Genomic DNA, 25,690 nt, shown 5'->3' with positions numbered 1-25,690 from the left:
GTTAATTTGGCTTATACGAGTTGAGTTTATACGCGATTGCGATATTCCCAAGTACGTGTATCAATTTCAATTTTGTCACCGATATTGCAGAAAGCAGGGACTGAAATTTCAAATGTTTCACCAATGCGAGCCGGTTTCATCACTTTACCGGAAGTGTCACCCTTGACCGCTGGTTCGGTATAAAGGATTTCGCGAACGATAGAATTAGGTAGTTCAACCGAAATAGGGCGCTCTTCGTAGAACACAACCTCAGCTTCCATGCCTTCTTCTAGCACGTTAAGTGCTTCACCCATGCTCTCTTGGTCGATTTCGTATTGGTTATACTCTTCGTCCATAAAAACATACATAGGTTCCGCAAAATAAGAATAAGTACATGCTTTTTTTTCCAAAGTGACAACATCAAACTTCTCGTCAGCTTTGAAAACAGACTCACTCGCTGTGCCGGTTAGCAGGTTTCTGAATCTAAACTTAACAACCGCAGAGTTACGACCTGATTTGTTATATTCTGATTTTTGTACTACTAGTGGTTGACCATCAACCATGGCCACGTTACCTACGCGTAATTCTTGTGCGCTTTTCATTATGAAACTCTCCGAAGGGATAGATATAAAAACTCGAATTTAAATAGACCGCTCGAGCGGAATATGATTGGATTCTGTACTGAAACAATTAACGCTATTTTAGCTTTTTTTTAGGCACTCTTCATAAAAATCGACTATTTGCTTTGACAAGGACGGTTGCTTATCAAGTTGCTTATGTAGACTGTTTTGAAAAGATAACCATTCTGCTGAGCCTGTTGTATCAAAAGCATAGTTGGCAAATAGGTCAATAAATTCCTTTCGTTGCTTTGCTTCAGATTGAGTATGACCAAGTTGGTTCCACAAATTATTGAGATTGCGTAACCATGTGGGGGCGCTAATAGTCTCAAGCCATGCATTTAATTTGTGTAGATGGTGTGCCTCATCTTGAGGGTAAATGTGCCATAGCATCGGCTTTTCAGCCCAGTGGGCTTGTACAAAGCTGTCTTCGCCACGAACCAAATTGATATCGGCAGCTTGTAATAAGTGGTCATAATCATTTTGCACGATAAAATTGAGGCGTTGAATATAGGCAGTTGAATTTAATGTCTTGGCAAGTGTTTCTAATTGAGGAGCTACTGAGTCAGCCAGCACAATCATCACCGCTTTATCTTTAGGCAGTGCGCTTAGCAAGGCATCGATAGGGGCATGAGCATAGCAAAATAAATTAATTAGCACAGGTTTTTTAGTTTGATAAAAAGCATAAGCCTCGGCAGGAAGTAGCGTTTTTAAAAAGCTATGTTTTTCTTGCTCATTATGAATCAGCTGGTGCAGTCTTAATAAGCCACCGGTTTTTTTGGTGAAACCGGGGAAAAAGAAATACTTAGGCACGCCATTTGCTTGTATCGATGGCTGTCGATGAAAGGCCTCAACCCATTTCTCTGCGCTTAAATAATCTAAGTTTAACCAACACTGAGTGTGACCTTTCATTGCCTGTAAATACGCATCAGGCAAGTCACATGCAAAGGCTTCGATGACCAAATCAGCTGCCTGCCATTCGGTTATTTGCTTGTGCCAATGATTGATCTCAATGCCGTTGAGCTTCTGTCGGCAGAGATTGGGGGCGAGTGCCGGTTCTATTTTATTAAAACTGATTAGGTCATCTACCCATAAGCGGATTGTAGGCTCAGTCGGCAGGCTTTGAGCAAGGCGCCAACAGACGCCGATATCGCCAAAATTATCGATGACACGACAAAAAATATCAATGGTTTTAGGTAGTATGTGCACGTTGTCTAATCATTAAAAAATGAGGGTTTCGAAATATGGTCATTCCGAAACCCTATGATTAACCAAAGTTAAAATGATTGTAATACAAAAAGTTGAGTTTAAACCGCTTGGTCAGTTGACAAAAGGTCGCGTAGAACAAACGGTAAAATACCGCCATGCTCGTAATACTCAACTTCAATCGGTGTATCAATTCTTAGTAATAACTTCACATCCTGCGAGGTGCCATTTTCGCGATGAATAGTTAGTGTCACCTCTTGTTGAGGCTTGATGCCGCCTTCTAAGCCGGAGATATCGTAGGTTTCGTCACCTGTGATACCTAGGCTTTCGATGCTGTCATCACCTTGGAATTGTAATGGTAATACACCCATACCCACTAAGTTACTGCGGTGAATGCGCTCATAGCTGCGGGCAATGACTGCTTTGACACCAAGTAGCAGAGTGCCTTTGGCAGCCCAGTCACGAGATGAGCCGGTACCATATTCCTCACCTCCGAAAACTACCGTAGGTGTATTTTCAGATTGGTACAGCATGGCAGCCGTAAAGATAGGCATTAGCTCGCCGCTCGGTTTGTGAATGGTGTCGCCACCTTCATGAAGAGCACCGTTAGGCAATGGTGGAATCATTAAGTTTTTGATGCGCACGTTAGCAAATGTACCTCGCATCATGATCTCATGGTTACCACGGCGTGAACCATAGCTGTTAAAGTCAGGCTTTTTGACATTGTTTTCTTTTAACCAAGTACCAGCGGGCGAATGCTCAGCAATGCTACCTGCCGGAGAAATGTGGTCTGTGGTGACGGAGTCACCGAAAATACCTAAAGCGCGAGCGCCTTTAACGACAGGGATGGCACCAGGCGTCATAGAAAAGTCGTCAAAGAATGGTGGCTCAGCAATATAGGTGGACTCGGGCCAACTATAAACATCACCGCTTACACCTTCGATTTTATTCCATAGCTCACCCGGATCGGTCTTAATGCGCTCGTAGTTTTCGCGATAAGCTTCGGGGTTCATTGCGTAGTTAGCTAATTCGCGAACCTCATCGATGGTTGGCCAAATGTCTTTGAGATACACCGGGCCATCACTACTTAGACCGATAGGATCTTTATAAAGGTCACGACGAACCGTACCCGCTAAGGCATAAGCGACGACAAGTGGAGGTGACGCTAAGAAGTTAGCCTTGATGTTAGGGTGAATACGTGCCTCAAAGTTACGGTTACCGGAGAGTACGGCTGAACAAACCAACTCATTATTAGTGATGGCTTTGTTGAGCTCTGGAGCTAGGTCACCGGCATTACCAATACACGTAGTACAGCCGTAGGCTGCCACATCGAAGCCAAGTTCTTCTAAATAGGGTAACAAACCGGTTTCAGTTAAGTATCTGGTCACAACACGAGAGCCGGGAGCAAGTGATGTCTTGACCTTAGGATTAACCTTGAGCCCTAACTCGACTGCTTTTTTAGCGACTAAACCGGCGGCAATAAGTACGCTTGGGTTAGACGTATTGGTACAAGAAGTAATCGCTGCGATTAAAATGTCACCATTTTTTAATGTGAGACCATCTTTGCCTTCTACAAGATACTCTTCAGTTAAGGTGTCAGGATTTTTATTAAAGCCGTCCTCTGAAGAAGATTTAGAAAATAAGTCATCAAAGGTAGATTTAACATCAGTCAGTTTAATTAAGTCTTGTGGACGCTTAGGACCGGCAACTGACGGCACGATTGAGCTTAAATCAAGTTTCAATAACTTGGTGTAGTCAATATCTGATGCGTTTGGCACGCCAAACATTTCTTGGGCGCTGAAATAGGCTTTAAACGCTTCAACTTCTTCGTCTGTACGACCGGTGTATCGGAAATAATCGATGGTTTTTTCATCGACAGGGAAGAAGCCCATGGTTGCACCATATTCTGGTGCCATATTAGCGATGGTGGCACGGTCAGGCACAGTTAAGCTGGCGGTGCCCTCACCGCAGAATTCAACGAATTTACCCACGACATTTGCAGCGCGTAGCATATTGGTGACCGTCAGAACTAAGTCAGTGGCAGTCACACCGGGGTTTAGTTGGCCGCTAAGCTCAACACCAATCACATCAGGAGTAAGGATGTAGACAGGTTGGCCGAGCATGGCAGCTTCGGCCTCAATACCGCCAACGCCCCAACCAACCACACCAATACCGTTAATCATTGTCGTATGGCTGTCAGTACCTACTAAGCTGTCGGGGTAATAAACATTATTTTTGTCTTTATAAACACCGCGGGCAAAATACTCGAGGTTGACCTGATGCACAATACCAAAACCGGGAGGCACCACGCCAAAGGTATCAAAGGCCTGCATACCCCATTTCATAAACTCATAACGTTCGCGGTTACGCTCAAACTCAACTTTCATATTGAGGTCGAGCGCATTTTCGGTGCCAAAATAATCAATCATCACTGAGTGATCAACGACTAAATCGACCGGAACCATTGGCTCAATTAGCTTAGGGTTATGGCCGTTTTTCTGTGCAACACCACGCATGGCGGCAATATCAGCTAGTAACGGTACGCCGGTAAAGTCTTGTAATACAACGCGAGCAACAACAAAAGGAATTTCATCAACGCGCTTGGCATTTGGCTCCCAATTAGCGACTTGCTTGACGTGCTCTTCTGTAATACGCTGACCGTCAAAGTTGCGCAGCACAGACTCAAGCACAATCCGAATAGAATGGGGTAGGCGATTAACCTCTGTTCCTAAGACTTTGCCCAGTTCAGGCAGTGAATAATAAGAACCTTGAGCATTTTTGAGCCCAAGATCTTTTAATGTATTGCTATAAACCATCTTTTACTCCTTTTGATTAATTCGTTAACATGTATTAAGACGTTTTAAAGTGTATCGAGCAGGAACCGAGAGCGTCAGGTCTCGGTCTGATTTAGGATAAGTTCTTAATAAAGTTACCTAAACTACTAATACCTTGTTGAATTTTGTTCTCAGCTACCGTCACAAAGCTTAAGCGTAGATTGTTTTTAGGGGCTTTGCTGAGGTCTGTATAAAACGGCATACCGGGTACATAAGCCACCTTGCATTCTTCAACCACTTGGGGAAGGATCGAGGCGGTATCAATATGCTCCGGCATGCTTGCCCAAATAAACATACCGCCGGTAGGACGAGTCCATTTGCAGTTAGCCGGAAAGTGCTCGCTCAGTGCGTCAAGCATAAAATGACATTGCTTACGATATAACTCACGCACGGCCGGCAAATGCTGATCGAAAAACTCGCCCTTAATGGCTTCATACACAGCCATTTGCGAAATGGTTTGAGTGTGTAAGTCAGTGGCTTGTTTGAGCTGAACCATCTTGTTAATAACCGGCACAGGTGCCACGACAAAACCAAGACGTAAACCCGGTGCAAGCACTTTAGAAAAAGAGCCCATGCGAATTACGGTTGCGCCGGCCTTGCGCCCTAACTCTAATAAAGAGGGTAGGTGCTCGCCCTCGAAGCGTAGCTCGCCGTAAGGGTCGTCTTCAATAATCGGTAAGCCGTATTTAGCGCAGGTCTCCACTAACTCTTGACGGCGCTCCAGTGTCATGGTGATACCGGTTGGGTTTTGGAAGTTTGGTAAGGCGTAAATGAATCGGGCATCTTTGGCTTTGTCAGCCGTGATGTCGGCGGGGATCATACCCTTGTCGTCAGTCTCTACAGTCGCGTAGTGCGGATTTTGTACTGAAAAAGATTGTAGTGCGCCTAAATAAGAAGGCGATTCGACTAGGATCTTTGAGCCATCATCAATAAACAGCTTGCCTAATAAGTCTAAGGCCTGCTGCGAACCGGAAACAATCAATACCTCGTCGACATTGACCGGTACGCCACGTTTGGTAAAGTCCTCTGCTATCCATTCGCGTAAAGGACGGTAGCCCTCTGTCGGGCCATATTGCAAAGCAACTTCAGGATTGTCAGTCAATACTTTGGTGTAGGCTTCACGTAAAGCGGTATTTGGAAAGCCCTTGGGTGAAGGGAGTCCACCGGCAAATGAAATAACATCCGGTCTTTCTGTGACTTTCAGAATTTCGCGGATGACTGAACCGGAAAGATTGATTGCACGCTGTGAAAATTTATCCTCTACAGGGAAGTCAGTTATTTTTGTTTTAATTAAATCATTCATCTTGTAATCACGTGAAAAAAGTTAGGAAATAAAAATCATAGTTACTTTAATCATACCCGTTTTAATTATGCTCTGCTAATAATTTAGCTTAGTGGTAACGATGAGTTGTTCTTCAAAGATTAACTATATTTTGAGCCGATTCGATTGAAACGGCGACTTACACTAACAATCAAAAAAGGGGTCAGTTACCTAGAACAGACCCCTTTGTAAAGAACTAAAAGTAGCTAATACTAATTTAACTAATTAGAGTTCGACACTATCAGCAACTTCTTGGAAATCCTGAATTTCGTTGAAGTTCATGTAGCGGTAGATTTCGTCGCTATTTTTGTCAATAATACCCATGTTTTCTAGGTACTCTTCACGTGTAGGGATCTTGCCAAGGCGAGAACAAATAGCCGCTAATTCCGCTGAACCTAAGTAGACATTACTGTTTTTACCTAAGCGGTTCGGGAAGTTACGAGTACTTGTAGACATCACCGTAGCGCCTTCTCTAACCTGAGCTTGGTTACCCATACACAATGAACAACCGGGCATCTCAATGCGAGCGCCGGCAACACCGAAGGTGCCGTAGTGACCTTCTTCGGTTAATTGCTTCTGGTCCATCTTGGTTGGAGGAGCAACCCATAAGCGAACAGGAATATCGCGCTTGTTTTCAAGAAGTTTTGAAGCGGCACGGAAGTGACCGATGTTGGTCATGCAGCTACCAATAAACACTTCATCAATAGTCACGCCAGAGACATCAGATAAGGTCTTAACATCATCAGGGTCATTAGGGCAAGCAACGATAGGCTCGTGAATTTCTGCTAAATCCATCTCGATAACGGCAGCGTATTCAGCATCTGCATCAGGTTCTAGAAGTTGCGGGTTTTCTAACCACTCTTCCATACCGCGGATACGACGGGCTAATGAACGCTCATCCTCGTAACCATTGGCAATCATCCACTTTAATAGTGTGATGTTAGAGTTTAGGTACTCAATGATTGGTTCTTTATTTAAGCGAACAGTACAACCGGCAGCTGAACGCTCTGCAGATGCGTCACTTAATTCAAATGCCTGCTCAACCTTAAGATCAGGTAAACCTTCAATCTCTAGAATACGGCCGGAGAAAATGTTTTTCTTGCCTTGCTTAGCGACAGTGAGTAAGTCGTTTTTAATTGCATAGTAAGGAATCGCATTAACCAAGTCACGTAAGGTTACGCCGGGCTGCATTTCGCCTTTGAAGCGAACAAGGACAGACTCAGGCATATCTAAAGGCATGACACCGGTTGCTGCAGCGAAAGCGACTAAGCCGGAGCCTGCCGGGAAACTAATACCAATAGGGAAGCGAGTATGAGAGTCACCACCGGTACCTACGGTATCAGGTAGTAACATACGGTTTAGCCAAGAGTGAATTACACCATCACCCGGGCGTAGTGAAATACCGCCGCGCGTGCTGATGAAGTCAGGTAACTCATGGTGAGTTTTAACGTCGACAGGTTTAGGATAGGCTGAGGTGTGACAGAAGGACTGCATCACTAAATCAGCAGAGAAACCTAGACAGGCTAAATCTTTGAGCTCGTCACGCGTCATTGGACCGGTAGTATCCTGGCTACCAACTGAAGTCATGCGTGGTTCACAATAAGTGCCTGGACGTACGCCTTTGCCCTCAGGTAAGCCACATGCGCGACCAACCATTTTTTGGGCTAGGGTGTAGCCCTTGCCGCTATCAGCAGGCTCTTCAGGTAAACGGAAAATGGTTGAAGCAGGTAAGCCTAATGCTTCACGTGCTTTAGCTGTTAAACCGCGACCGATAATTAAAGGAATACGACCACCGGCTTGTACTTCGTCAAAAAGCACCTCTGATTTGACTTGGAATTCAGAGATAACTTCGCCGTTTTTAAGAGCTTTACCTTCGTATGGGCGTAATTCAATTTCGTCGCCCATTTCCATTTGAGAGACATCTAACTCGATGGGTAATGCCCCGGCGTCTTCCATGGTGTTGTAGAAAATAGGAGCGATCTTGCCGCCTAAACACACACCGCCGAAGCGCTTGTTGGGAACGTAAGGGATGTCTTCACCGGTAAACCAGAGGACTGAGTTAGTCGCTGACTTACGAGAAGAACCCGTACCGACAACGTCACCTACATAGGCAACGAGATTGCCTTTTTCTTTGAGGCTTTCGATAAACTGGATAGGACCGCGCTTGCCATCTTCTTCAGGCTCAAATGCTGCGTCAGGACGCTTGTTCTTAAGCATGGCTAATGCGTGCATTGGAATGTCAGGGCGGGTGGTAGCGTCCGGAGCCGGCGATAAATCGTCAGTGTTAGTCTCACCGGGTACTTTAAATACGGTGATTTTCATGCTCTCAGGAACTGCTTTACGGTTGGTAAACCACTCAGCGTCAGCCCAGCTTTGTAGTACTTCTTTGGCAAATTTATTGCCGCCTTCAGCTTTTTCACGTACGTCGTGGAAAGCGTCGAACATGAGAAGTGTGTTTTTTAGTGCATCAGCAGCGATTTGGCCTAACTGCTCATTTTCTAACAACTGAATGAGTGGGGCGATATTAAAGCCACCCAGCATCGTACCTAAAAGCTCAGTGGCTTTTTCAGGAGTGATTAGAGGTGTTTTTTCTTCGCCAAAGGCAACAGCAGCTAAGTAAGATGCTTTAACTTTAGCGGCGTTATCAACACCGGCGGGTACGCGATAAGTGATTAAATCAACTAAAAACTGCTCTTCACCGGCTGGTGGGTTTTTGATTAACTCGATTAAGTCTGCAGTTTGTTGTGCAGAGAGGGCTAAAGGAGGGATGCCTAAAGCTGCTCGTTCTTCAACGTGTTTGCGATATGCTTCTAACATTTATGACACCTATTGAGAAAAATATTGCTTTGCTATTTAATAAATTTTGAACTTTCAGATTGAGTATAACATAAAGTCTTATGTCTTATATAAGACTCAAGTAAGTTATGCTTAGTTTTTGTGTGACTTTTAAAATTGTTTCGTATTTTGCGATTTGTGTTGTAAATTAGAGATCGTATTCTAACAAAACAATCTGAATAAAAAGAGATTGGCTTCAGACGCTTATCGAAGGAGGGGGTATGTTTAAAAGAAAGGTAATTGGAGCGGTGCTGGTATGCGCCGCGTCGTTTATAAGTGTTTCTGTTTTTGCTGCATCTAAAGCAGAGCAGGAATTGGTTGATTATTTATCGTCGATAGGGGTTCAGGATCGTGTCACCTGGGAACGCGTTGAGGGCGATTCTTTGGCGGATGCCACTATTTACGGCATCACTTATCTAAGTGACAAAGGGTCTGAAGATAAGAAGTATCTAATTAAAAAGATGACCTTTGATAATTACGAGGTGGGTAATGACGGTGTGTCTGTGAGCGTTAAATACCAAGGAATCACGGACGAAGAGGGGGTTCATTTTTTGCTGTCAGAGAAGCTGCAGCCGGAGCGACATCTTAGTGAGTTGGGTTATGAGCAGCTGGATGACATGGAGGTTAATCTTAACTATGTCATGCAGAAACTGACTGGTGCTCTTGAAGGCGGCTTCAAAGTGAAGCAAGACGAGGTGGCAGCGATGTCGCTTGATTTTAAGGTGGAAGGCGTTGATTCGCTGATTGCTCAGTTGATTAATCTGGACATTGCTACGCTTGATCCTAACCTCATTCTTCTTAGTGCAATGACCGCAAAAATTCATAAGCTCAACATACTTGCTGATGATGATGGCTATAATCAGCGTCGCATTAATTTTATGCCCGACCATGTCAAACAGGTTGAGGGTAAGTATCAAGAGTGCCTGCAGAATCTCAACGAGTTAAATTTAAATGCCCTTGAGTCGGCGTGTGTAGCGATTAGAGATTACCAGTTAGATCGCGAAGATAAATTGCGTGTATCGATAAATCCGGCCAAGCCTTTTGCTATTGGTAGCTATGTGCCGATGTTTATGTTGCTTGGAAGTGCCGGGCCTGATGCGTCAGGGAAATTAGTTCAACAGATTTTAAATGAGATTAATTTAAAGGTTTCTAATTAGCAAGGTAGTAGGCCCTTTAAGCCTCAATTTGCGGTAGATCGGGTAAAATTAAGGATTAATTTTTTATGCTATTTGTTAAAAAGGTCTACTCATATGTCTAATCAAAATGCGACCATCATGCAATCTCTGCCGGAAGGTAAAAAAGTCGGGATTGCTTTTTCCGGTGGTTTAGATACGTCTGCTGCCTTATTGTGGATGAAATTAAAAGGCGCCAAGCCATACGCTTACACGGCTAACCTCGGTCAGCCCGATGAGGATGATTACGATGCGATTCCACGTCAAGCTAAAGAGTATGGAGCGATTGAGGCGCGTTTGGTAGACTGCCGTCAACAGTTGGCCTATGAGGGTATTGCTGCGATCCAGAGTGGTGCTTTTCATGTTCACAGTGGCGGTATGCCTTATTTCAATACCACGCCATTAGGCCGTGCGGTGACCGGTACGATGTTGGTTGCTGCGATGAAAGAAGATGATGTCCATATTTGGGGCGATGGTTCGACTTACAAAGGCAACGATATTGAGCGGTTCTACCGCTACGGTCTTTTGGCTAATCCACAGCTTAAAATTTACAAACCATGGTTAGATCAACAATTCATTGATGAGTTAGGCGGTCGCCAAGAAATGTCAGAGTTTTTAATTGAAAATGGCTTTGACTACAAGATGTCGGCAGAAAAAGCCTACAGCACTGACTCCAATATGCTGGGTGCCACTCATGAGGCTAAAGACTTAGAGTTTTTAGAAACCAGCATGAAGATTGTCAAACCAATCATGGGTGTGGCGTATTGGGATGAGTCAGTTGAAATTGCACCGGAAGTTGTTCGCGTGCGTTTTGAAGAGGGTGTGCCGGTTGCTTTAAATGGCATCGCGCTTGATCCGGTTGAGCTGATTTTAGAAGCTAATAAAATTGGTGGTCGCCATGGTTTAGGCATGACCGATCAGATTGAAAATCGCATTATTGAGGCTAAGTCGCGTGGTATCTATGAAGCGCCGGGCATGGCTTTATTGCACATTGCTTATGAGCGTCTAGTGACCGGTATTCATAATGAAGATACGATTGAGCAGTACCGTATTAACGGTCTACGCTTAGGTCGTTTGTTATACCAAGGTCGTTGGTTTGACTCTCAAGCCCTCATGCTTCGCGAAAGTTCTCAGCGTTGGGTTGCTAAAGCGATTACCGGTGAGGTGACCATTGAGTTGCGTCGTGGTAATGACTATATTATCTTAAATACCGAGTCACCTAACTTGACCTACACGGCTGAGCGTCTAAGCATGGAAAAGGTTGAGGATTCAGCCTTTACGCCACTAGATCGTATCGGTCAATTGACTATGCGTAATCTTGATATCATCGATACACGCGCTAAATTAGGTATTTATACAAACTCCGGTTTACTGACAGTCAGTAAGGATTCGGTCTTGCCTCAATTGGGCGGTTCGGCTAATAAAGACAAGTAGTTAGATCGATCATTGGTCTTTCGGTCGACCAATTAAAATAGGCGCTTCCGTGTGATTGACGGATGCGCCTATTTTGTTATGACGCCATCAAGTGTAATTACTCTCGATCGTCAAGCGGTACAAACTTTTTATTTTCAGGCCCAATGTAATTAGCGGTCGGGCGGATAATTTTGTTATCAGCTCGTTGCTCAATAATATGTGCAGCCCAGCCAGCGGTACGCGCAATCACGAAGAGTGGAGTAAACATTGCAGTCGGTACACCCATCATGTGGTAGGACACAGCCGAGAACCAATCAAGGTTAGGGAACATCTTCTTGGCATCCCACATCACAGTTTCTAAGCGTTCTGCGATGTTATACATTTTGGTGTTGCCTGCACTTTCAGAAAGCTCCTTAGCCACTGCTTTGATGACTTCGTTACGAGGGTCAGAGACCGTGTACACAGGGTGACCAAATCCAATCACGACTTCTTTGTTTTCTAAGCGTTTAAGAATATCGGCTTCTGCTTCATCGGGGTTGTCATAGCGTTTTTGAACCTCAAACGCAACCTCGTTGGCGCCACCGTGTTTGGGCCCGCGCAGTGCACCAATGGCACCGGCAATACATGAGTACATATCAGAACCCGTACCGGCAATAACACGACTGGTAAAAGTAGAAGCGTTAAACTCATGTTCAGCATAGAGGTTTAAAGAGATCTGCATGGCGCGTACCCATTCTTCGCTTGGGGTTTCGTCATGCAATAACTCTAAGAAATGGCCTGCGATACTGTCCTCGTCAGACTCGACATCAATGACAACACCGTTGTTACTGAAATGGTACCAGTAAAGTAGGGCAGAGCCTAGGCTTGCAATGAGGCGATCGGCAATATCACGTGCGTCAGCGGCGTTGTGGTCGTCTTTTTCTGGTAGGGCGCAACCTAATGCGGATACGGCGGTGCGCATCACATCCATTGGGTGGCTGGCTGCAGGAAGGCTTTCTAGCACTTCTTTAACGGCTAACGGTAAGCCGCGAAGCCTTTTTAATTTTGCTTTGTAGGCTTCAAGTTCTGCTGTGTTGGGTAGTTTGCCGTGAATGAGTAAGTGTGCTACCTCTTCAAATTCACACTCTCCCGCCAGTTCTAAAATATCATAGCCACGATAGTGTAGGTCATTGCCCGATAGGCCAACGGTACACAGTGCTGTGTTGCCTGCAACAACGCCTGATAGTGCCACTGATTTTTTAGCTTTTGGTTTGTTTTCAGTGCTTTGTTCTGTCTGACTCATAATTCCTCCTATAGGTGGTCAAAAATTATTTTTTAGCGTATAAATTATCTAAATGCTCTTCAAACTCAAAGTAACCGATACTTTCGTAGAGCTCCATGCGTGTTTGCATTGTGTCAATCACGTTTTTCTGATGACCATCTCTGCGAATGGCTTCGTAAACGTTTTGAGCTGCTTTGTTCATAGCGCGGAAGGCTGATAATGGGTATAAGACCATGCCGACGTTAGCTGAGGCGAGCTCATCCACCGTAAATAAAGGCGTCGCACCAAACTCAGTGATATTTGCCAAGACAGGAACATCAAGGTTGTCGGTGAATTGCTTGTAGGTATCTAAATCATGAGCCGCTTCAACAAAAATGGCATCGGCGCCAGCTTCTGCGCATTTTGCTGCGCGCTCTAAAGCAGCCTCTACGCCAAAGCTTTGGATAGCATCGGTACGTGCAATGATATAAAAGTCAGGATCGGTTTTAGCATCGACTGCAGCTTTGACTCTGTCAACCATTTCCTCAGTAGTAACAATCTCTTTATTAGGGCGATGACCGCAACGCTTAGCCCCGGCTTGGTCTTCGATGTGACAGGCGGCAGCACCAAATTTAATTAGACTTTTAATAGTGCGAGCGATATTAAAGGCGGAAGGGCCAAAGCCGGTATCAATATCCACCAATAATGGGGTGTCGCAGACATCGGTAATGCGGCGAATATCGGTTAGTACATCGTCTAATGTGTTGATGCCTAAATCGGGTAAACCGAGTGAGCCGGCAGCGACACCGCCACCTGATAAATAAATGGCTTTAAAGCCGGCGCGCTTTGCTAATAATGCATGGTTGGCATTAATAGCGCCAATGATTTGTAAAGGCTTTTCCTCGGCTAATGCTTTGCGAAAAGCGGCTCCTGCAGAAAGTTGACTCATATGTTGTCTCTATAAGTTATAGTAATTAAAATAACAGCCATCCGCTAAGCGTAACGGATGGCTATTTTCTTTTGGCAGAGTTAATCTGCTTTTATTGATTTAGAATAATCGTATAGAGGATTATTTTAATAAATCAGCAACGCCATTACGTTCTTCGAGGAGTTCGTTTAACGTTTTTTCCATGTATTGGCGAGAGGTGTCATCAATTTCTAAACCCTCAACGCGCTTGTATTCGCCATTTTCGCAGATCACCGGCACGCCGTACATGATGCCTTCAGGGATGCCGTATGAGCCATCAGAAGGAATACCCATGGTGACCCATTGGCCATTAGAGCCTAACACCCAATCACGGATGTGATCAATGGCTGCATTGGCGGCTGACGCGGCAGAAGATAGACCACGTGCTTCAATAATGGCTGCACCTCGCTTGCCGACCTTAGGAATAAACTCGTTTTTATTCCACTCTTCATCATTGATAGTGTCTTTTAAGCTTGCGCCGTTAACCGTAGCGAAGCGGTAGTCAGGGTACATGGTTGGCGAGTGGTTGCCCCACACAGCGAAGTTTTCGATGTCTTTAACTGCTTTGCCGGATTTTTGAGCTAATTGAGTAAGCGCACGGTTGTGGTCTAGGCGAAGCATAGCGGTGAAGTTTTTAGCAGGTAGGTCAGGAGCAGACTTCATTGCAATATACGCATTGGTATTTGCAGGGTTGCCGACAACTAGTACTTTAACGTCACGATCGGCTACTTCATTAAGTGCTTTACCTTGCTCGATAAAAATTTTGGCGTTAATCTGTAGAAGATCAGCGCGCTCCATACCCGGGCCACGAGGGCGAGAACCAACTAATAAAGCAATCTTAGCGTCTTTAAATGCTTCTTTGGGATCGCTGTGAGCGCTCATGCCCTCTAATAGCGGGAAGGCGCAGTCGTCGAGCTCCATCATCACGCCTTTAAGGGCGTTTTGTGCTTTTTCATCAGGTATTTCTAGTAATTGAAGGATGACGGGTTGGTCTTTACCAAGCATTTCACCCGAAGCGATGCGGAATAAAAGGGCGTAGCCGATTTGGCCAGCAGCACCTGTTACCGCTACACGAATAGCAGGTTTTGACATAAAAGTAACTCCAGCTTTTTACACATACTAATGTGATTAAACGTTTAAAAATCTTGTTTACTTTAGACGAATATTCGTCTTACGTCAATGACGACTTATATCTTATATCTTATGTCTTATAGATGAATAGACATTTTTGATTTGGGGTGCGATAATAGGGCAACTTTTTTTTATAAAAACTATGAGTAAATCACCGTCAAAGTCACCGAGCAAAACATCTCCTCGCAAGGGGTTGAGAGTCGCAGCGCCTAGGGGGCCAAGGACACTTGGTGCCAGAAATGCCAAGGCTGCCGCGACTGCGCGCCAGCGTGCTGCATTTTCCCCCTTATATAAGCAAATTAAGGAATTGCTCTTAGAGAGTCTGGGTGCTGGGGAGTGGAAGCCCGGAGAGAGCATTCCTAGCGAAGTTGAGTTAGCTAATCTATATCACGTTAGTCAAGGCACTGTGCGCAAGGCTATTGATGAGTTGGCCGCAGAGAGCGTCTTGATTCGTCGCCAAGGCAAGGGTACTTTTGTTGCTACACATCATGAAGACGAAGTACGCTATCGCTTTTTGCGTTTAGCAAGTCGCCATGGTCAAGAAAAAAAAGAAAAACCAGCGAGCAAGTTCTTGTCCTGTTTGATACGTCCGGCAGAGCAATTGGAGTTGGATCTATTAGAGCTGTCTGTTGCCAGTGATATTGTTGAGATTGAACGGGTGATGCACTTTGGTGATAAGCCGGTGGTTTTTGAACAGATTATTTTGCCTGCCGGCAGTTTCAAGAATCTGACACTTGAGCTTTTGCAGAAGCAATTACCCTTATATGGTCTGTTTGAATCAGAGTTCGGTGTGAGCATGATTCGTGCCGAAGAGCAGCTATATGCGGTGGCAGCGAGTACCAAAGTGGCCGGTTTACTAGATATTCCTGAGGATTACCCTTTGTTGGCAATTAATCGAATTGCTTACACTTATGGTGATAAACCGATAGAAATTCGTAAAGGAATGTATCTAACAAGGGACTATTTTTACAGAAATAGTTTAAACTAATGGCGCATGTCTTTTTTTTAACTACACCATTTTAATGGTTACTTGAGGTTTCTTTGTTAAGTTGAGGCCAATCTACTATGTCTGAAAATCAAAAAAAGCCTAATCGCGAATTTCGTAATTTGAGCTTAAGGAATATTACCGTCGATTACAAATTGCCACTTCCCGGTAAGGTATCGATTTTGCATCGAGTCAGTGGTGCTTTGCTGTTTTTAGCGCTGCCTATCATTCTCGTGCCTTTATTTGCTGCGAGCGTCGGCTCGCCTGAGTCTTTTGCTAATTTAGGCAGCGGTTTTGGCGGTTTTCTTCTAAAGCTGATTTTATTAGTTTTAATCTGGGGCTTTATGCATCATCTTTGTGCCGGTATCCGTTACCTGACGTTAGATTTTGGTCGCGGCTTAGAAAAAGCCGATGCACAAAAAAGTGCCAAATTAGTCTTGATAGTCAGTCTTGTTCTGACCGTTATTTTTGCAATTAAAATGTTTGGAGTGCTCTAATGGAACATCGTTACGAACAATATGGTCATAAGCGCCTTGCTGTTGGAGCCGGTTACGGTACGATGGACTTCATCGCACAGCGTACGACAGCCATTATCCTGGCCGTTTACTCAATTCTGTTTTTATTAGCAGTAATCTTCACAAAAATCGATTACGACTCCTGGACAAACCTGTTCACTTTTACTTGGTTTGGTGGATTTCCTACCGGTAAAATTTCTACCACACTTGCTTTTTTAGCGTTGGCTTACCACGCTTGGGTTGGTGTGCGTGATATTTGGATGGACTATGCAACCTGTGCGACGCTTCGTTTGTCTCTTCAGGTTCTAACTGTTATGTGGTTAGTCTCTTCGGTTGTTTATTTTGCAAGTGTTCTTTGGAGTCTATAAGCCGTGGTTGCAATTAATTCTTCTTTACCCCGTCGTCAATTTGACGTGGTCGTCGTAGGCGCCGGTGGTGCCGGTATGCGTTGTTCATTACAATTAGCTCAGGCCGGTTTGTCTGTTGCTGTTTTATCAAAAGTTTTCCCTACACGTTCGCACACTGTTGCTGCCCAAGGTGGTGTGAGTGCTTCACTCGGTAATATGAGCGAAGACCACTGGCAGTGGCACATGTATGATACGGTCAAGGGTTCTGACTGGTTAGGTGACCAAGACGCGATTGAGTTCTTGTGTCGCGAAGCGCCAAATGCAGTCTATGAGTTAGAGCACTTTGGTATGCCGTTTGACCGTAATGCAGACGGTACGATTTATCAGCGTCCTTTCGGCGGTCATACTGCAAACTTCGGTGAAAAGCCGGTTCAACGTGCCTGTGCTGTTGCTGACCGTACCGGTCATGCTATGTTGCATACACTTTATCAGCGTAACGTCGCTGCTCGCACGCATTTCTTCGTTGAGTGGATGGCTTTAGACTTAATCCGTAATGACGATGGTGATGTGTTGGGTGTGACTGCACTTGAGATGGAAACAGGTGATATCTACATTCTTGAAGGGAAGGCTACTGTGTTGGCAACCGGTGGTGCAGGTCGTATTTGGGCTGCTTCTACCAATGCCTTTATTAATACAGGTGATGGTCTTGGTATGGCTGCTCGTGCCGGTCTTCCTTTACAGGACTTGGAGTTCTGGCAGTTCCACCCAACGGGTGTGGCAGGAGCAGGCGTTCTAATTACTGAGGGTGTACGTGGTGAGGGTGGTATCCTTTTAAATAAAGACGGCGAGCGCTTCATGGAGCGTTATGCTCCTACCCTCAAAGACTTGGCACCGCGTGACTTCGTTTCACGTTCAATGGACCAAGAGATTAAAGAAGGTCGTGGTTGTGGCCCTAATGGCGATCACGTCGTACTCAAACTTGATCACTTAGGTTCTGATGTGATTAACAAGCGTCTACCTTCGATTCGCGAAATTGCTATTCGCTTCGGTAACGTTGACCCGATTAAAGACCCAATTCCGGTGGTACCTACAATCCACTACCAGATGGGGGGGATACCTACCAATATCGCAGGTCAGGTAGTAGACTATGTCAATGGCGAAAATAAAGTCATTAATGGTTTATTTGCTGTCGGTGAGTGTGCAGCGACGTCTGTTCACGGTGCTAACCGTTTAGGTACCAACTCTTTACTTGACTTAATTGTCTTTGGTCGTGCGACCGGTAACTACATTGTTGAGCAGCACTTAGAGAATCAAAGAAGCCATCAGGATCTTCCGATGGAGTCTGTTGAAAAGTCACTCAGTCGTGTTAATGAGCTTGAGTCTCGCACGTCCGGTGAAAAAGTTCAAGATGTCGGTAATGCAATGCGCGTTTCTATGCAGGCACATTGTGGTGTGTTCCGTACTTTGGATCTTCTCAACGAGGGTGTCAATCAGATTGAAGAAATTGCTGAGCAGGCAAATCACATCTACTACAAAGATAAATCAAAAGTCTTTAATATGGCTCGCCAAGAGGGCTTAGAGATCGCCAATATGGTTGAGGTTGCCCGTGCAACCATCACATCAGCTGCTGCTCGTACCGAAAGCCGTGGAGCCCATGCGCTAAATGATCACCCGGAACGTGATGATGAGAATTGGTTGAAGCATACCCTCTGGTACTCAGAAGGCAGTCGCTTAGAGTACAAACCTGTTCAAATGAAGCCACTAACAGTAGAATCAGTAGCTCCGCAGAAGCGTACATTCTAAGGAGTAAAGGTAAGAATTATGTCTAAACGAATTGTTAAATTTGAGATTTATCGCTACGACCCGGACAAGGATGAACGTCCTTACATGCAAAAACTTGACGTAGAGCTTGAGCCGTCTGACAAAATGTTATTAGATGCGATTGTACGCATCAAAAACGATGTAGATGACAGTATTTCAATTCGTCGCTCGTGCCGTGAGGGTGTTTGTGGTTCTGATGCTATGAACGTTAACGGTAAAAATATGCTTGCATGTATTACTAACTTACGTGACCTAAAAGAGCCGATCGTATTACGTCCGTTGCCGGGCTTACCGGTCATCCGAGATTTGATTGTTGATATGACTCACTTCTTCAATCAGTATCATTCAGTGCGTCCATACTTGATCAATGACACGCCGGCTCCTGAAAAAGAGCGTCTACAGAGTCCTGAGGCGCGTGAGGAGTTGGATGGCCTATACGAGTGTATTCTTTGTGCCTGTTGCTCAACCTCATGTCCGTCGTTCTGGTGGAACCCTGACAAATTCGTGGGTCCGGCCGGTTTACTGCAGGCATATCGTTTCTTAGCAGATAGCCGCGATGAGGCAACGGCTGAGCGTTTGGATAATCTTGAAGATCCATACCGCTTATTCCGTTGTCACTCTATCATGAACTGTGTGGATGTATGTCCTAAGGGCTTAAACCCGACTCGTGCGATCGGTAAGATCAAAGAGATGCTAGTTCGTCGTACAGTTTAATCACTGTGCTATTTAGCTAAGAGTACTACGGATGAGCATATCAGAAGTTGAACTTGCGCGTGCACGCCTACGTTGGCGTGCACGACGTGGTTTATTGGAAAATGATTTAATCCTCACTCGCTTTCTTGACCAATATGAAGAGCAGTTAAGTGATGAGGATGTACTATCGCTGACTAAATTATTTCAGCTAGACGACAACCAGCTATTGGAGATCTTATTAGGCAAAACTGAACCACAAGGCGAATACTACACTGATAATATATGCCGACTTGTTCAGAAAATTCGAGAAGCCTAATAGTCACTAACCTTTAGCTTACATTTAAAGGAAAAAACCAAGATGCAATTATCCGATAAAAAAGCCACATTAAGCTTTTCAGACGGTTCGCCATCAATTGAGCTGCCAATTTATCAAGGCACGATTGGCCCCGACGTTATGGACATACGTAAGCTGTACGGTCAAACCGGTAATTTTACGTATGATCCGGGATTTATGGCAACTGCTTCATGTGGCTCTTCTATCACGTATATTGACGGTGATAAGGGTGAGTTACTATATCGCGGTTACCCGATTGAGCAGTTAGCAGTTAATTGTGATTTCTTAGAAGTTTGCTATCTATTATTAAAAAGCGAACTCCCTAATGAAGAGCAGAAGAAGGCATTTGATGAATCTGTGAATCGCCACAATATGGTCAACGAGCAGATGCATTTCTTCTTACGTGGCTTCCGTCGCGATGCACACCCGATGGCTGTTTTAACCGGTTTAGTTGGCGCGATGTCGGCCTTCTATCACGACTCGACTGATATCAATAATCCTGAGCACCGTGACATTTCAGCAATTCGTTTAATTGCTAAGATGCCTACACTTGTTGCAATGGCTTATAAATACAGCAAAGGTCAGCCGTACATTTATCCAAAAAATGACTTAAGCTACTCTGGTAACTTCCTTCGTCAGATGTTTGCTACGCCTTGCGAAGACTACGAAGTTAATGAAGTCGTTGAGCGTGCATTAGACCGTATCCTGATTTTACATGCGGACCACGAGCAAAATGCCTCAACCTCAACTGTAAGATTATGCGGTTCTTCCGGTACGAATCCATTTGCTGCTATTTCAGCTGGTGTTGCCTGCTTATGGGGTCCTTCACACGGCGGTGCCAACGAAGCTTGTTTGAATATGCTTGAGCAGATTCAAGTCAATGGCGGTATTGAGAAGGTTGGCGAGTTCATGGAAGCGGTTAAGGATAAAAACAATCCGACACGCTTAATGGGCTTCGGTCATCGTGTCTACAAGAACTACGATCCACGTGCCAAGTTAATGCAAGAAACGTGTAAAGAAGTACTTAGCGCATTAGGTTTAGAAAATGATCCGTTATTCAAGTTAGCGATGGAGTTAGAGCGCATTGCACTTGAGGATGAGTACTTCGTTGAGCGTAAGCTATACCCTAACGTAGACTTCTACTCCGGTATCGTTCAGCGTGCTATTGGTATCCCAACTTCTTTATTTACGGCTATCTTTGCTTTAGCACGTACTGTGGGTTGGATTGCTCAATGGAATGAGATGTTAGGTGATCCTGATTATAAGATCGGTCGCCCACGTCAGCTATACATTGGTGCTACTCACCGTGATGTGACGCCAAGATCCGAAAGATAATTTCTGGCTTTAGAAGTTATGACTAAGTCCCCGAATGAATGATTCGGGGATTTTTGTTTTTTATATGATCTATCGATAAATTATTTGCCAGTGTAATAGAATCAATAATATTTAAAAAATATGGAGAGCTTTCGTGGAGCAAAAAATAAGCGCTAATAGCAATGCTTTACCTTCTTATCTTGATCAAAATGACGTAGGTGCTTGGGGCATCTTTTTACAGCAGATTGATCGTATTGCGCCTTATATGGGTAGTTTAAGCCCATGGATTGAGACTTTAAAGCGTCCTAAGAAAATTTTAGTGGTCGATGTACCTATCGAATTAGACGATGGTACTTTAGCCCATTTCGAAGGCTATCGTGTGCAGCACAATACCATTCGTGGCCCGGGTAAGGGGGGCGTTAGATTCCACCAAGATGTGAATCTGTCAGAAGTGATGGCATTGGCCGGTTGGATGTCCATTAAGTGTGCCGCGGTTAATTTGCCATTTGGTGGTGCTAAAGGTGGTATCCGTATTGACCCACGTAACTATTCCCAAAAAGAGCTTGAACGTGTCACACGCCGCTATACCTCAGAGATTGGTGACGTTATTGGTCCTTTAAAAGATATTCCGGCACCGGACGTTAATTCGGGCCCTCAGGTGATGGCATGGATGATGGACACATATTCCATGAACCAAGGTCATACCACAACTGGCGTGGTAACAGGTAAGCCGATCGCTTTGGGCGGTAGTTTAGGCCGTGTTGAGGCGACCGGGCGTGGTGTGTTTGTTGCTGCGTCAGAAGCTGCCAAGGATTTGAGTATTGAGCTTAAAGACGCACGTGTCGCGATTCAAGGTTTTGGTAATGTCGGCGGTACGGCAGCACGCCTATTTTTTGAGTCCGGCTCAAAAATCGTCGCTTTACAAGATCATACAGCGACCGTAATTAATGAAGACGGTATTGATATCTTTAAGCTGTTAGAGCATGTCGAGCATCATGGCGGTATTAAGGGCTTTGAAGGGGCAACAGAAGTTACGGTAGATGAATTCTGGGCTATTGAGACGGATTTTTTAATCCCTGCCGCCTTAGAAAATGCGATCACTGAGCAAAATGCCCATCTTATTAAGACGAAAGTGTTAGTGGAAGGGGCCAATGGTCCGACTACGCCGGCAGCAGATGATATCTTGATTGATAAGGGCGTCTTTATTGTGCCTGATGTATTGGCCAATGCCGGCGGTGTGACCGTCAGCTACTTTGAATGGGTTCAGGACTTCTCCAGCTTTTTCTGGACAGTTGATGAGATTAATCATCGGTTAGACCGTATGATGCGCGAAGCGTATCGCGGTATTCGAGAGGTTGCCAAGCATCACAATATTACGATGCGCACGGCGGCTTTTGTGATTGCGTGTACTCGAATTTTAGAGCAGCGCAAGGTACGTGGTTTGTATCCTTGATAGTTAGCAGATTGATTGTATCGTAAGGAGCCGGATTATTTCTGGCTCTTGCTCTTTGTGCGGCGACTGTTTTGTACTGTCGTCGCTGTCGTGCCGATGGCAGCAAAAACAATGAGCAGTACGGCGATCCATTCCCTAGCTTCCAGCATTTCATTAAGAATGATAATACCGGTTAAAGCGCCTATGGCTGGTTCTAAGCTGACCATGATGCTAAATGTTTTAAGCGGTAAAATTCTCAGTGAAAAAATCTCTAAGGTAAAGGGGATGGCACTAGACAAAAGAGCGATGCCCAGACCATAAAGTAGGATATTGGGATTAAAAATAACCGGTCCGGCAGCGATAATACCGATAGGCAAAATAATCAACGAAGCCGTCACAAAGCCATAGCTGGTAATTAGACCCGGATGAATCATTCGGGCACGTTGGCCGACCAATATATAGCATGCCCAAAAGACACCGCCGATCAACGCAAAAACAATACCTGATAGATCCAGGCTAAATAGCTCATCACTCTCTGCGCTTGGCCAAAGTAGTAAATACAAACCGCTTAAAGCTAACAGCACCCATAGAAAATCATATTTAGACCGGGAGGATAGTACAGCAATCGTCAAAGGCCCGGAAAATTGAATATCGATGGCGACACCGAGAGGTAGTTTGCCTATGGCCAGATAGAAAAAACTATTCATTCCGACCATGCATACGCCGTAGGGTATCACACTCGCTAAATCAGAGCGTGTTAAGGCAAGTCGCCACGGTCGCCAAAATAACCACATAAAACAGGTCGAAAAGACCAATCTTAGTGTGGTGGTGCCAATGGGGCCAAGTGAATCAAATAAGCTCTTTGCAAAAGAGGTGCCGACGCAAAGAGAAATAATCGACAAAATAAGCGCTAAGGCACCTAGCGACATAGGGTACTGACGCTCAGTAGAAACCATAAAAGCAAAAACAAAAAAGTGGGGATAGGCTTACTCAGAACAAGTAAGTTGAAGCATAAGATTATCCTTAATTAATTGTTTTTTCAATTGAAATGAGGTTATCACTTAATTTAGTTAGGCGAATTATTGTGATCTTTTGAGCTTGCTTTAGCTGTGTTTTTACGGTGATCACGCACTGCTGTGGCTGTACAACCTGCGGAGGCACAGACAACTAACAGAATAGCCATCCATTGCTTAGACTCAATGAACTCACCCAAAATAATGATACCAGCCAAAGCACCCACGGCCGGTTCTAAGCTCAGCATGATACTAAAGGTTTTAGCAGGCAAGATACGCAAGGCAAAGATTTCTAAGCTGTAGGGTAGGGCACTCGATAAAATAGCGATGGCTAAGCCAAAAAGCAACAGATTGGGATTGAACATGGTTGTGCCACCACTTATTAACCCCAAAGGTAAAATAAAGATCGCAGCAGCGGTCAAGCCATAGGAGGTCACGTGGGCCGGATGTACACGACGCGCCATTTGCCCTACGAGAATATAGCTGGCCCAGAAAACCCCTGCAATAAGCGCATAGATGACGCCGGCCAAATCTAATGCAATGAGTTCTTCTGAGTCTGCGCCCGGCCATAACAATAGGTATAGCCCGATAACAGCAAAGGTAATCCATAAAAAATCAAAACGTGTTCTGGATTTATAAATTGCTAATCCTAGTGGACCGGTAAACTCAATGGCTAGCGCAATGCCTACGGGCAAAGTTTGCAGCGATAAGTAAAACGGTAAGTTCATACCGACAATACAAACCCCATAGGGAATGATTGTTGTAAGATCGACACGGGTTAAGGGAATACGCCAAGGCCGCCAGATTAACCACAAAACACAGGCAGAGAAAAAGATTCTGAATGTCGTCGTACCGATCGCACCAACTTCGCTGAATAAGGTTTTGGCGAAAGAAGTGCCAGTACACAAAGAAATAATGGATAGAATTAACGTCACCACACCGACCCACATAGGGTATTGACGCAAAGATGAACTCATACCGACACGTATAATTAGATAAAGTTTAAAGGGTGAATTTGATGTTAAATCATACTAGCTTGTTTAATTCAAGATAGCAATTGAAGTGATTGAGAAATTAAATTGATTTAAATTAAAATTTAAGCTAATATGATCAGCTTAGCTTTTACATGTTAGTACTTTGCTCAAAGAATTTCTTTATTTAACAGTAAATGTCAAAATAACAGTAAATGTCAAAAGCCCCCTGTAGCTCAGTTGGTTAGAGCAGAGGACTCATAATCCTTTGGTCGCCGGTTCAAGTCCGGCTGGGGGGACCAAACAAGCTGGTATCTCCAATGGCTTAGCCGCTCTATCAAGAGGCGAACTCTTTCTTCACTGGCTCCCTAGCTTAGGCGTAGGAAACTCTCAACGTTGTTCCATGGCATTGGTTTTTAATCAGTTTGCGACGGTTCAAGAGCAGGATGTAAAAATAATTTAAAATGCATCCCTTTTTCTGACGTAATTTTGTCTTTGGAACTAGTTAAGTATTCGTTTTTATGCACATTTTTATCTTTATTTGTCGCTTTTGTCGGTTTTTTTAAAAAATGTTACATTATCAGTATATTAGTGTTTCTGATAATGCTAATAGATTACTTTAAGCACATAGGAATTATCGATGCAGTACGTCAAAATTGTAAAAGCAATAATTATTACACTTGTAGTGATGATGTCCATGCCGGTGATGTCAGCCGGTTTACAGGTGACTCCTATTGTGCTTGATATTAACCAAAGCCAACCATCAGATGGTATATGGTTAACCAATACCTCAGGTACTGCGCTCCACGCTCAAGTCAGAGTGTTTGCTTGGAGTCAGCAGACTCAACAAGATGTGCTTGAAGCAACACCACATTTTGTCGCCAGTCCACCACTTATTAAGGTGGAAGCTGGTCAAAGGCAGTTTGTTCGCTTAGTGCGAGTTGGTAATTTAGAAAATCACCAAGAACAGGCCTATCGCATTGTGGTCGATGAGCTGCCACTGGAAAGTGAAGGCGATAGCGGTTTGACATTTGTGCTGCGCTATTCTATCCCTGTTTTTATTCAAGGGACAGAAGAAAAGCAGGAGCCGGTCCTAAATTTTCATGTGACTCGTAATGACCAAAATGAAGCTGTACTGGTCGCGACTAACCGTGGTAACACACGGGCACAGCTTAGTCGTTTAAGTTTTACCAAAATGAGCGGAAAGCCTCGTCGTTTAGGGCGAGGATGAATAGCGCGGACGGCAACGCCGTCCTTTAATCTATGGTGGCGTTTGCTGTTGCTCGATATACTGTCGAATGATTTCAATCGGCGCGCCGCCACAGCTTCCAGCAAAATAACTTGGCGACCATAAAGCCCCTTTCCACAGTTTCTTTTTAATGTTGGGGTAGTTCTTTTTTCGGATAAGAAGACTGGATATACCCTTTAGGCTATTAACCAGTTTTGATATGGCAACTTTGGGCGGGTAGTTCACTAATAAGTGAACATGGTCGTCCTCCCCATCAAACGCCACTAACTCGGCCTCAAAATCAGCGCACACACTAGCGAAA

Annotated in this window: 22 protein-coding genes and 1 tRNA gene; 12 read left to right on the top strand and 11 right to left on the bottom strand. The window is 44.5% G+C overall.

Features of this window, described 5'->3' with window-relative positions; translation table 11 throughout:
- Window positions 1–26: 26 nt before the first annotated feature.
- From efp to acnB, 5 genes are all read right to left on the bottom strand, one after another.
- Window positions 27–581 carry an elongation factor P gene (gene efp, locus B092_RS0105965; RefSeq protein WP_018574342.1) on the bottom strand — a complete coding sequence of 185 codons (555 nt, stop codon included), beginning with the start codon at window positions 579–581 and terminating at the stop codon, window positions 27–29.
- A 99-nt stretch (window positions 582–680) separates the two neighbouring features.
- The gene (earP, locus tag B092_RS0105960) at window positions 681–1,805 is read right to left on the bottom strand and encodes an elongation factor P maturation arginine rhamnosyltransferase EarP (protein ID WP_018574341.1); all 1,125 of its coding nucleotides are present in this window, start codon (window positions 1,803–1,805) and stop codon (window positions 681–683) included.
- A gap of 98 nt (window positions 1,806–1,903) precedes the next feature.
- Window positions 1,904–4,618, bottom strand: coding sequence for an aconitate hydratase AcnA (acnA, locus tag B092_RS0105955; RefSeq protein WP_018574340.1), 2,715 nt, complete (start codon window positions 4,616–4,618; stop codon window positions 1,904–1,906).
- A gap of 91 nt (window positions 4,619–4,709) precedes the next feature.
- Window positions 4,710–5,939: an aminotransferase-like domain-containing protein gene (locus B092_RS0105950; protein ID WP_018574339.1), complete on the bottom strand. Its 1,230-nt coding sequence runs from the start codon at window positions 5,937–5,939 to the stop codon at window positions 4,710–4,712.
- A gap of 243 nt (window positions 5,940–6,182) precedes the next feature.
- Window positions 6,183–8,774 (bottom strand): bifunctional aconitate hydratase 2/2-methylisocitrate dehydratase, encoded by a 2,592-nt coding sequence (gene acnB / locus B092_RS0105945; RefSeq protein WP_018574338.1) that lies wholly within the window; start codon window positions 8,772–8,774, stop codon window positions 6,183–6,185.
- A 239-nt stretch (window positions 8,775–9,013) separates the two neighbouring features.
- Between acnB and B092_RS0105940 the strand changes: the two genes are divergently transcribed.
- Window positions 9,014–9,949, top strand: coding sequence for a hypothetical protein (locus B092_RS0105940; protein ID WP_018574337.1), 936 nt, complete (start codon window positions 9,014–9,016; stop codon window positions 9,947–9,949).
- Window positions 9,950–10,042: 93 nt separating this feature from the next.
- Entirely contained in the window at window positions 10,043–11,398 is a 1,356-nt protein-coding gene (argG, locus tag B092_RS0105935) for an argininosuccinate synthase (protein ID WP_018574336.1), read from the top strand.
- Between the two features lie 97 nt (window positions 11,399–11,495).
- On the opposite strand, the gene prpC is transcribed toward argG, so the two are convergent.
- The 3 genes from prpC to B092_RS0105920 all read right to left on the bottom strand — a co-directional run bounded on the left by prpC (window position 11,496) and on the right by B092_RS0105920 (window position 14,676).
- Window positions 11,496–12,659: a bifunctional 2-methylcitrate synthase/citrate synthase gene (gene prpC, locus B092_RS0105930; RefSeq protein ID WP_018574335.1), complete on the bottom strand. Its 1,164-nt coding sequence runs from the start codon at window positions 12,657–12,659 to the stop codon at window positions 11,496–11,498.
- Between the two features lie 25 nt (window positions 12,660–12,684).
- Window positions 12,685–13,566: a methylisocitrate lyase gene (prpB, locus tag B092_RS0105925; protein WP_018574334.1), complete on the bottom strand. Its 882-nt coding sequence runs from the start codon at window positions 13,564–13,566 to the stop codon at window positions 12,685–12,687.
- A 120-nt stretch (window positions 13,567–13,686) separates the two neighbouring features.
- Window positions 13,687–14,676 carry a malate dehydrogenase gene (locus tag B092_RS0105920; RefSeq protein ID WP_018574333.1) on the bottom strand — a complete coding sequence of 330 codons (990 nt, stop codon included), beginning with the start codon at window positions 14,674–14,676 and terminating at the stop codon, window positions 13,687–13,689.
- Between the two features lie 181 nt (window positions 14,677–14,857).
- Between B092_RS0105920 and B092_RS0105915 the strand changes: the two genes are divergently transcribed.
- From B092_RS0105915 to B092_RS0105880, 8 genes are all read left to right on the top strand, one after another.
- Window positions 14,858–15,703 carry a GntR family transcriptional regulator gene (locus B092_RS0105915; RefSeq protein WP_018574332.1) on the top strand — a complete coding sequence of 282 codons (846 nt, stop codon included), beginning with the start codon at window positions 14,858–14,860 and terminating at the stop codon, window positions 15,701–15,703.
- Between the two features lie 77 nt (window positions 15,704–15,780).
- Window positions 15,781–16,197, top strand: coding sequence for a succinate dehydrogenase, cytochrome b556 subunit (sdhC, locus tag B092_RS0105910; RefSeq protein ID WP_018574331.1), 417 nt, complete (start codon window positions 15,781–15,783; stop codon window positions 16,195–16,197).
- Window positions 16,197–16,583, top strand: a complete 387-nt coding sequence (gene sdhD, locus B092_RS0105905) for a succinate dehydrogenase, hydrophobic membrane anchor protein (protein ID WP_018574330.1) — start codon at window positions 16,197–16,199, stop codon at window positions 16,581–16,583. The genes sdhC and sdhD overlap by 1 nt, the downstream gene beginning before the upstream one ends.
- Window positions 16,584–16,586: 3 nt before the next feature.
- Window positions 16,587–18,365: a succinate dehydrogenase flavoprotein subunit gene (gene sdhA, locus B092_RS0105900; RefSeq protein ID WP_018574329.1), complete on the top strand. Its 1,779-nt coding sequence runs from the start codon at window positions 16,587–16,589 to the stop codon at window positions 18,363–18,365.
- A gap of 15 nt (window positions 18,366–18,380) precedes the next feature.
- Window positions 18,381–19,097: a succinate dehydrogenase iron-sulfur subunit gene (locus tag B092_RS0105895; RefSeq protein WP_026253635.1), complete on the top strand. Its 717-nt coding sequence runs from the start codon at window positions 18,381–18,383 to the stop codon at window positions 19,095–19,097.
- A gap of 31 nt (window positions 19,098–19,128) precedes the next feature.
- Window positions 19,129–19,392, top strand: coding sequence for an FAD assembly factor SdhE (locus tag B092_RS0105890; protein ID WP_018574327.1), 264 nt, complete (start codon window positions 19,129–19,131; stop codon window positions 19,390–19,392).
- Window positions 19,393–19,434: 42 nt separating this feature from the next.
- The gene (locus tag B092_RS0105885; RefSeq protein ID WP_018574326.1) at window positions 19,435–20,745 is read left to right on the top strand and encodes a citrate synthase; all 1,311 of its coding nucleotides are present in this window, start codon (window positions 19,435–19,437) and stop codon (window positions 20,743–20,745) included.
- A 133-nt stretch (window positions 20,746–20,878) separates the two neighbouring features.
- Complete coding sequence (locus B092_RS0105880; protein WP_018574325.1) at window positions 20,879–22,177, top strand: Glu/Leu/Phe/Val family dehydrogenase; 1,299 nt, start codon at window positions 20,879–20,881, stop codon at window positions 22,175–22,177.
- 35 nt (window positions 22,178–22,212) lie between these two features.
- Here the strand turns inward: B092_RS0105880 and B092_RS0105875 are convergent, their stop codons facing one another.
- Window positions 22,213–23,112 (bottom strand): EamA family transporter, encoded by a 900-nt coding sequence (locus B092_RS0105875; protein ID WP_018574324.1) that lies wholly within the window; start codon window positions 23,110–23,112, stop codon window positions 22,213–22,215.
- 110 nt (window positions 23,113–23,222) lie between these two features.
- The gene (locus B092_RS0105870; protein WP_026253633.1) at window positions 23,223–24,146 is read right to left on the bottom strand and encodes an EamA family transporter; all 924 of its coding nucleotides are present in this window, start codon (window positions 24,144–24,146) and stop codon (window positions 23,223–23,225) included.
- A 219-nt stretch (window positions 24,147–24,365) separates the two neighbouring features.
- Between B092_RS0105870 and B092_RS0105865 the strand changes: the two genes are divergently transcribed.
- Together B092_RS0105865 and B092_RS0105860 are read left to right on the top strand one after the other, a co-directional pair.
- A tRNA-Ile gene (locus B092_RS0105865) sits at window positions 24,366–24,442 on the top strand.
- 338 nt (window positions 24,443–24,780) lie between these two features.
- Window positions 24,781–25,371 (top strand): fimbrial biogenesis chaperone, encoded by a 591-nt coding sequence (locus tag B092_RS0105860; protein WP_018574322.1) that lies wholly within the window; start codon window positions 24,781–24,783, stop codon window positions 25,369–25,371.
- Window positions 25,372–25,401: 30 nt separating this feature from the next.
- Here B092_RS0105860 and tnpA read toward each other — a convergent pair.
- Window positions 25,402–25,690, bottom strand: a 289-nt coding sequence (gene tnpA / locus B092_RS0105855; RefSeq protein ID WP_018574321.1) for an IS200/IS605 family transposase, incomplete at its 5' end; no start/stop codon positions are given.

It is taken from the genome of Oligella ureolytica DSM 18253 (genome assembly GCF_000373745.1).
Classification (GTDB): Bacteria; Pseudomonadota; Gammaproteobacteria; order Burkholderiales; family Burkholderiaceae_B; genus Oligella; species Oligella ureolytica.
The sequence above is the reverse complement of the archived record's forward strand: the minus strand, read 5'-3'. Positions and strand labels throughout refer to the sequence as shown.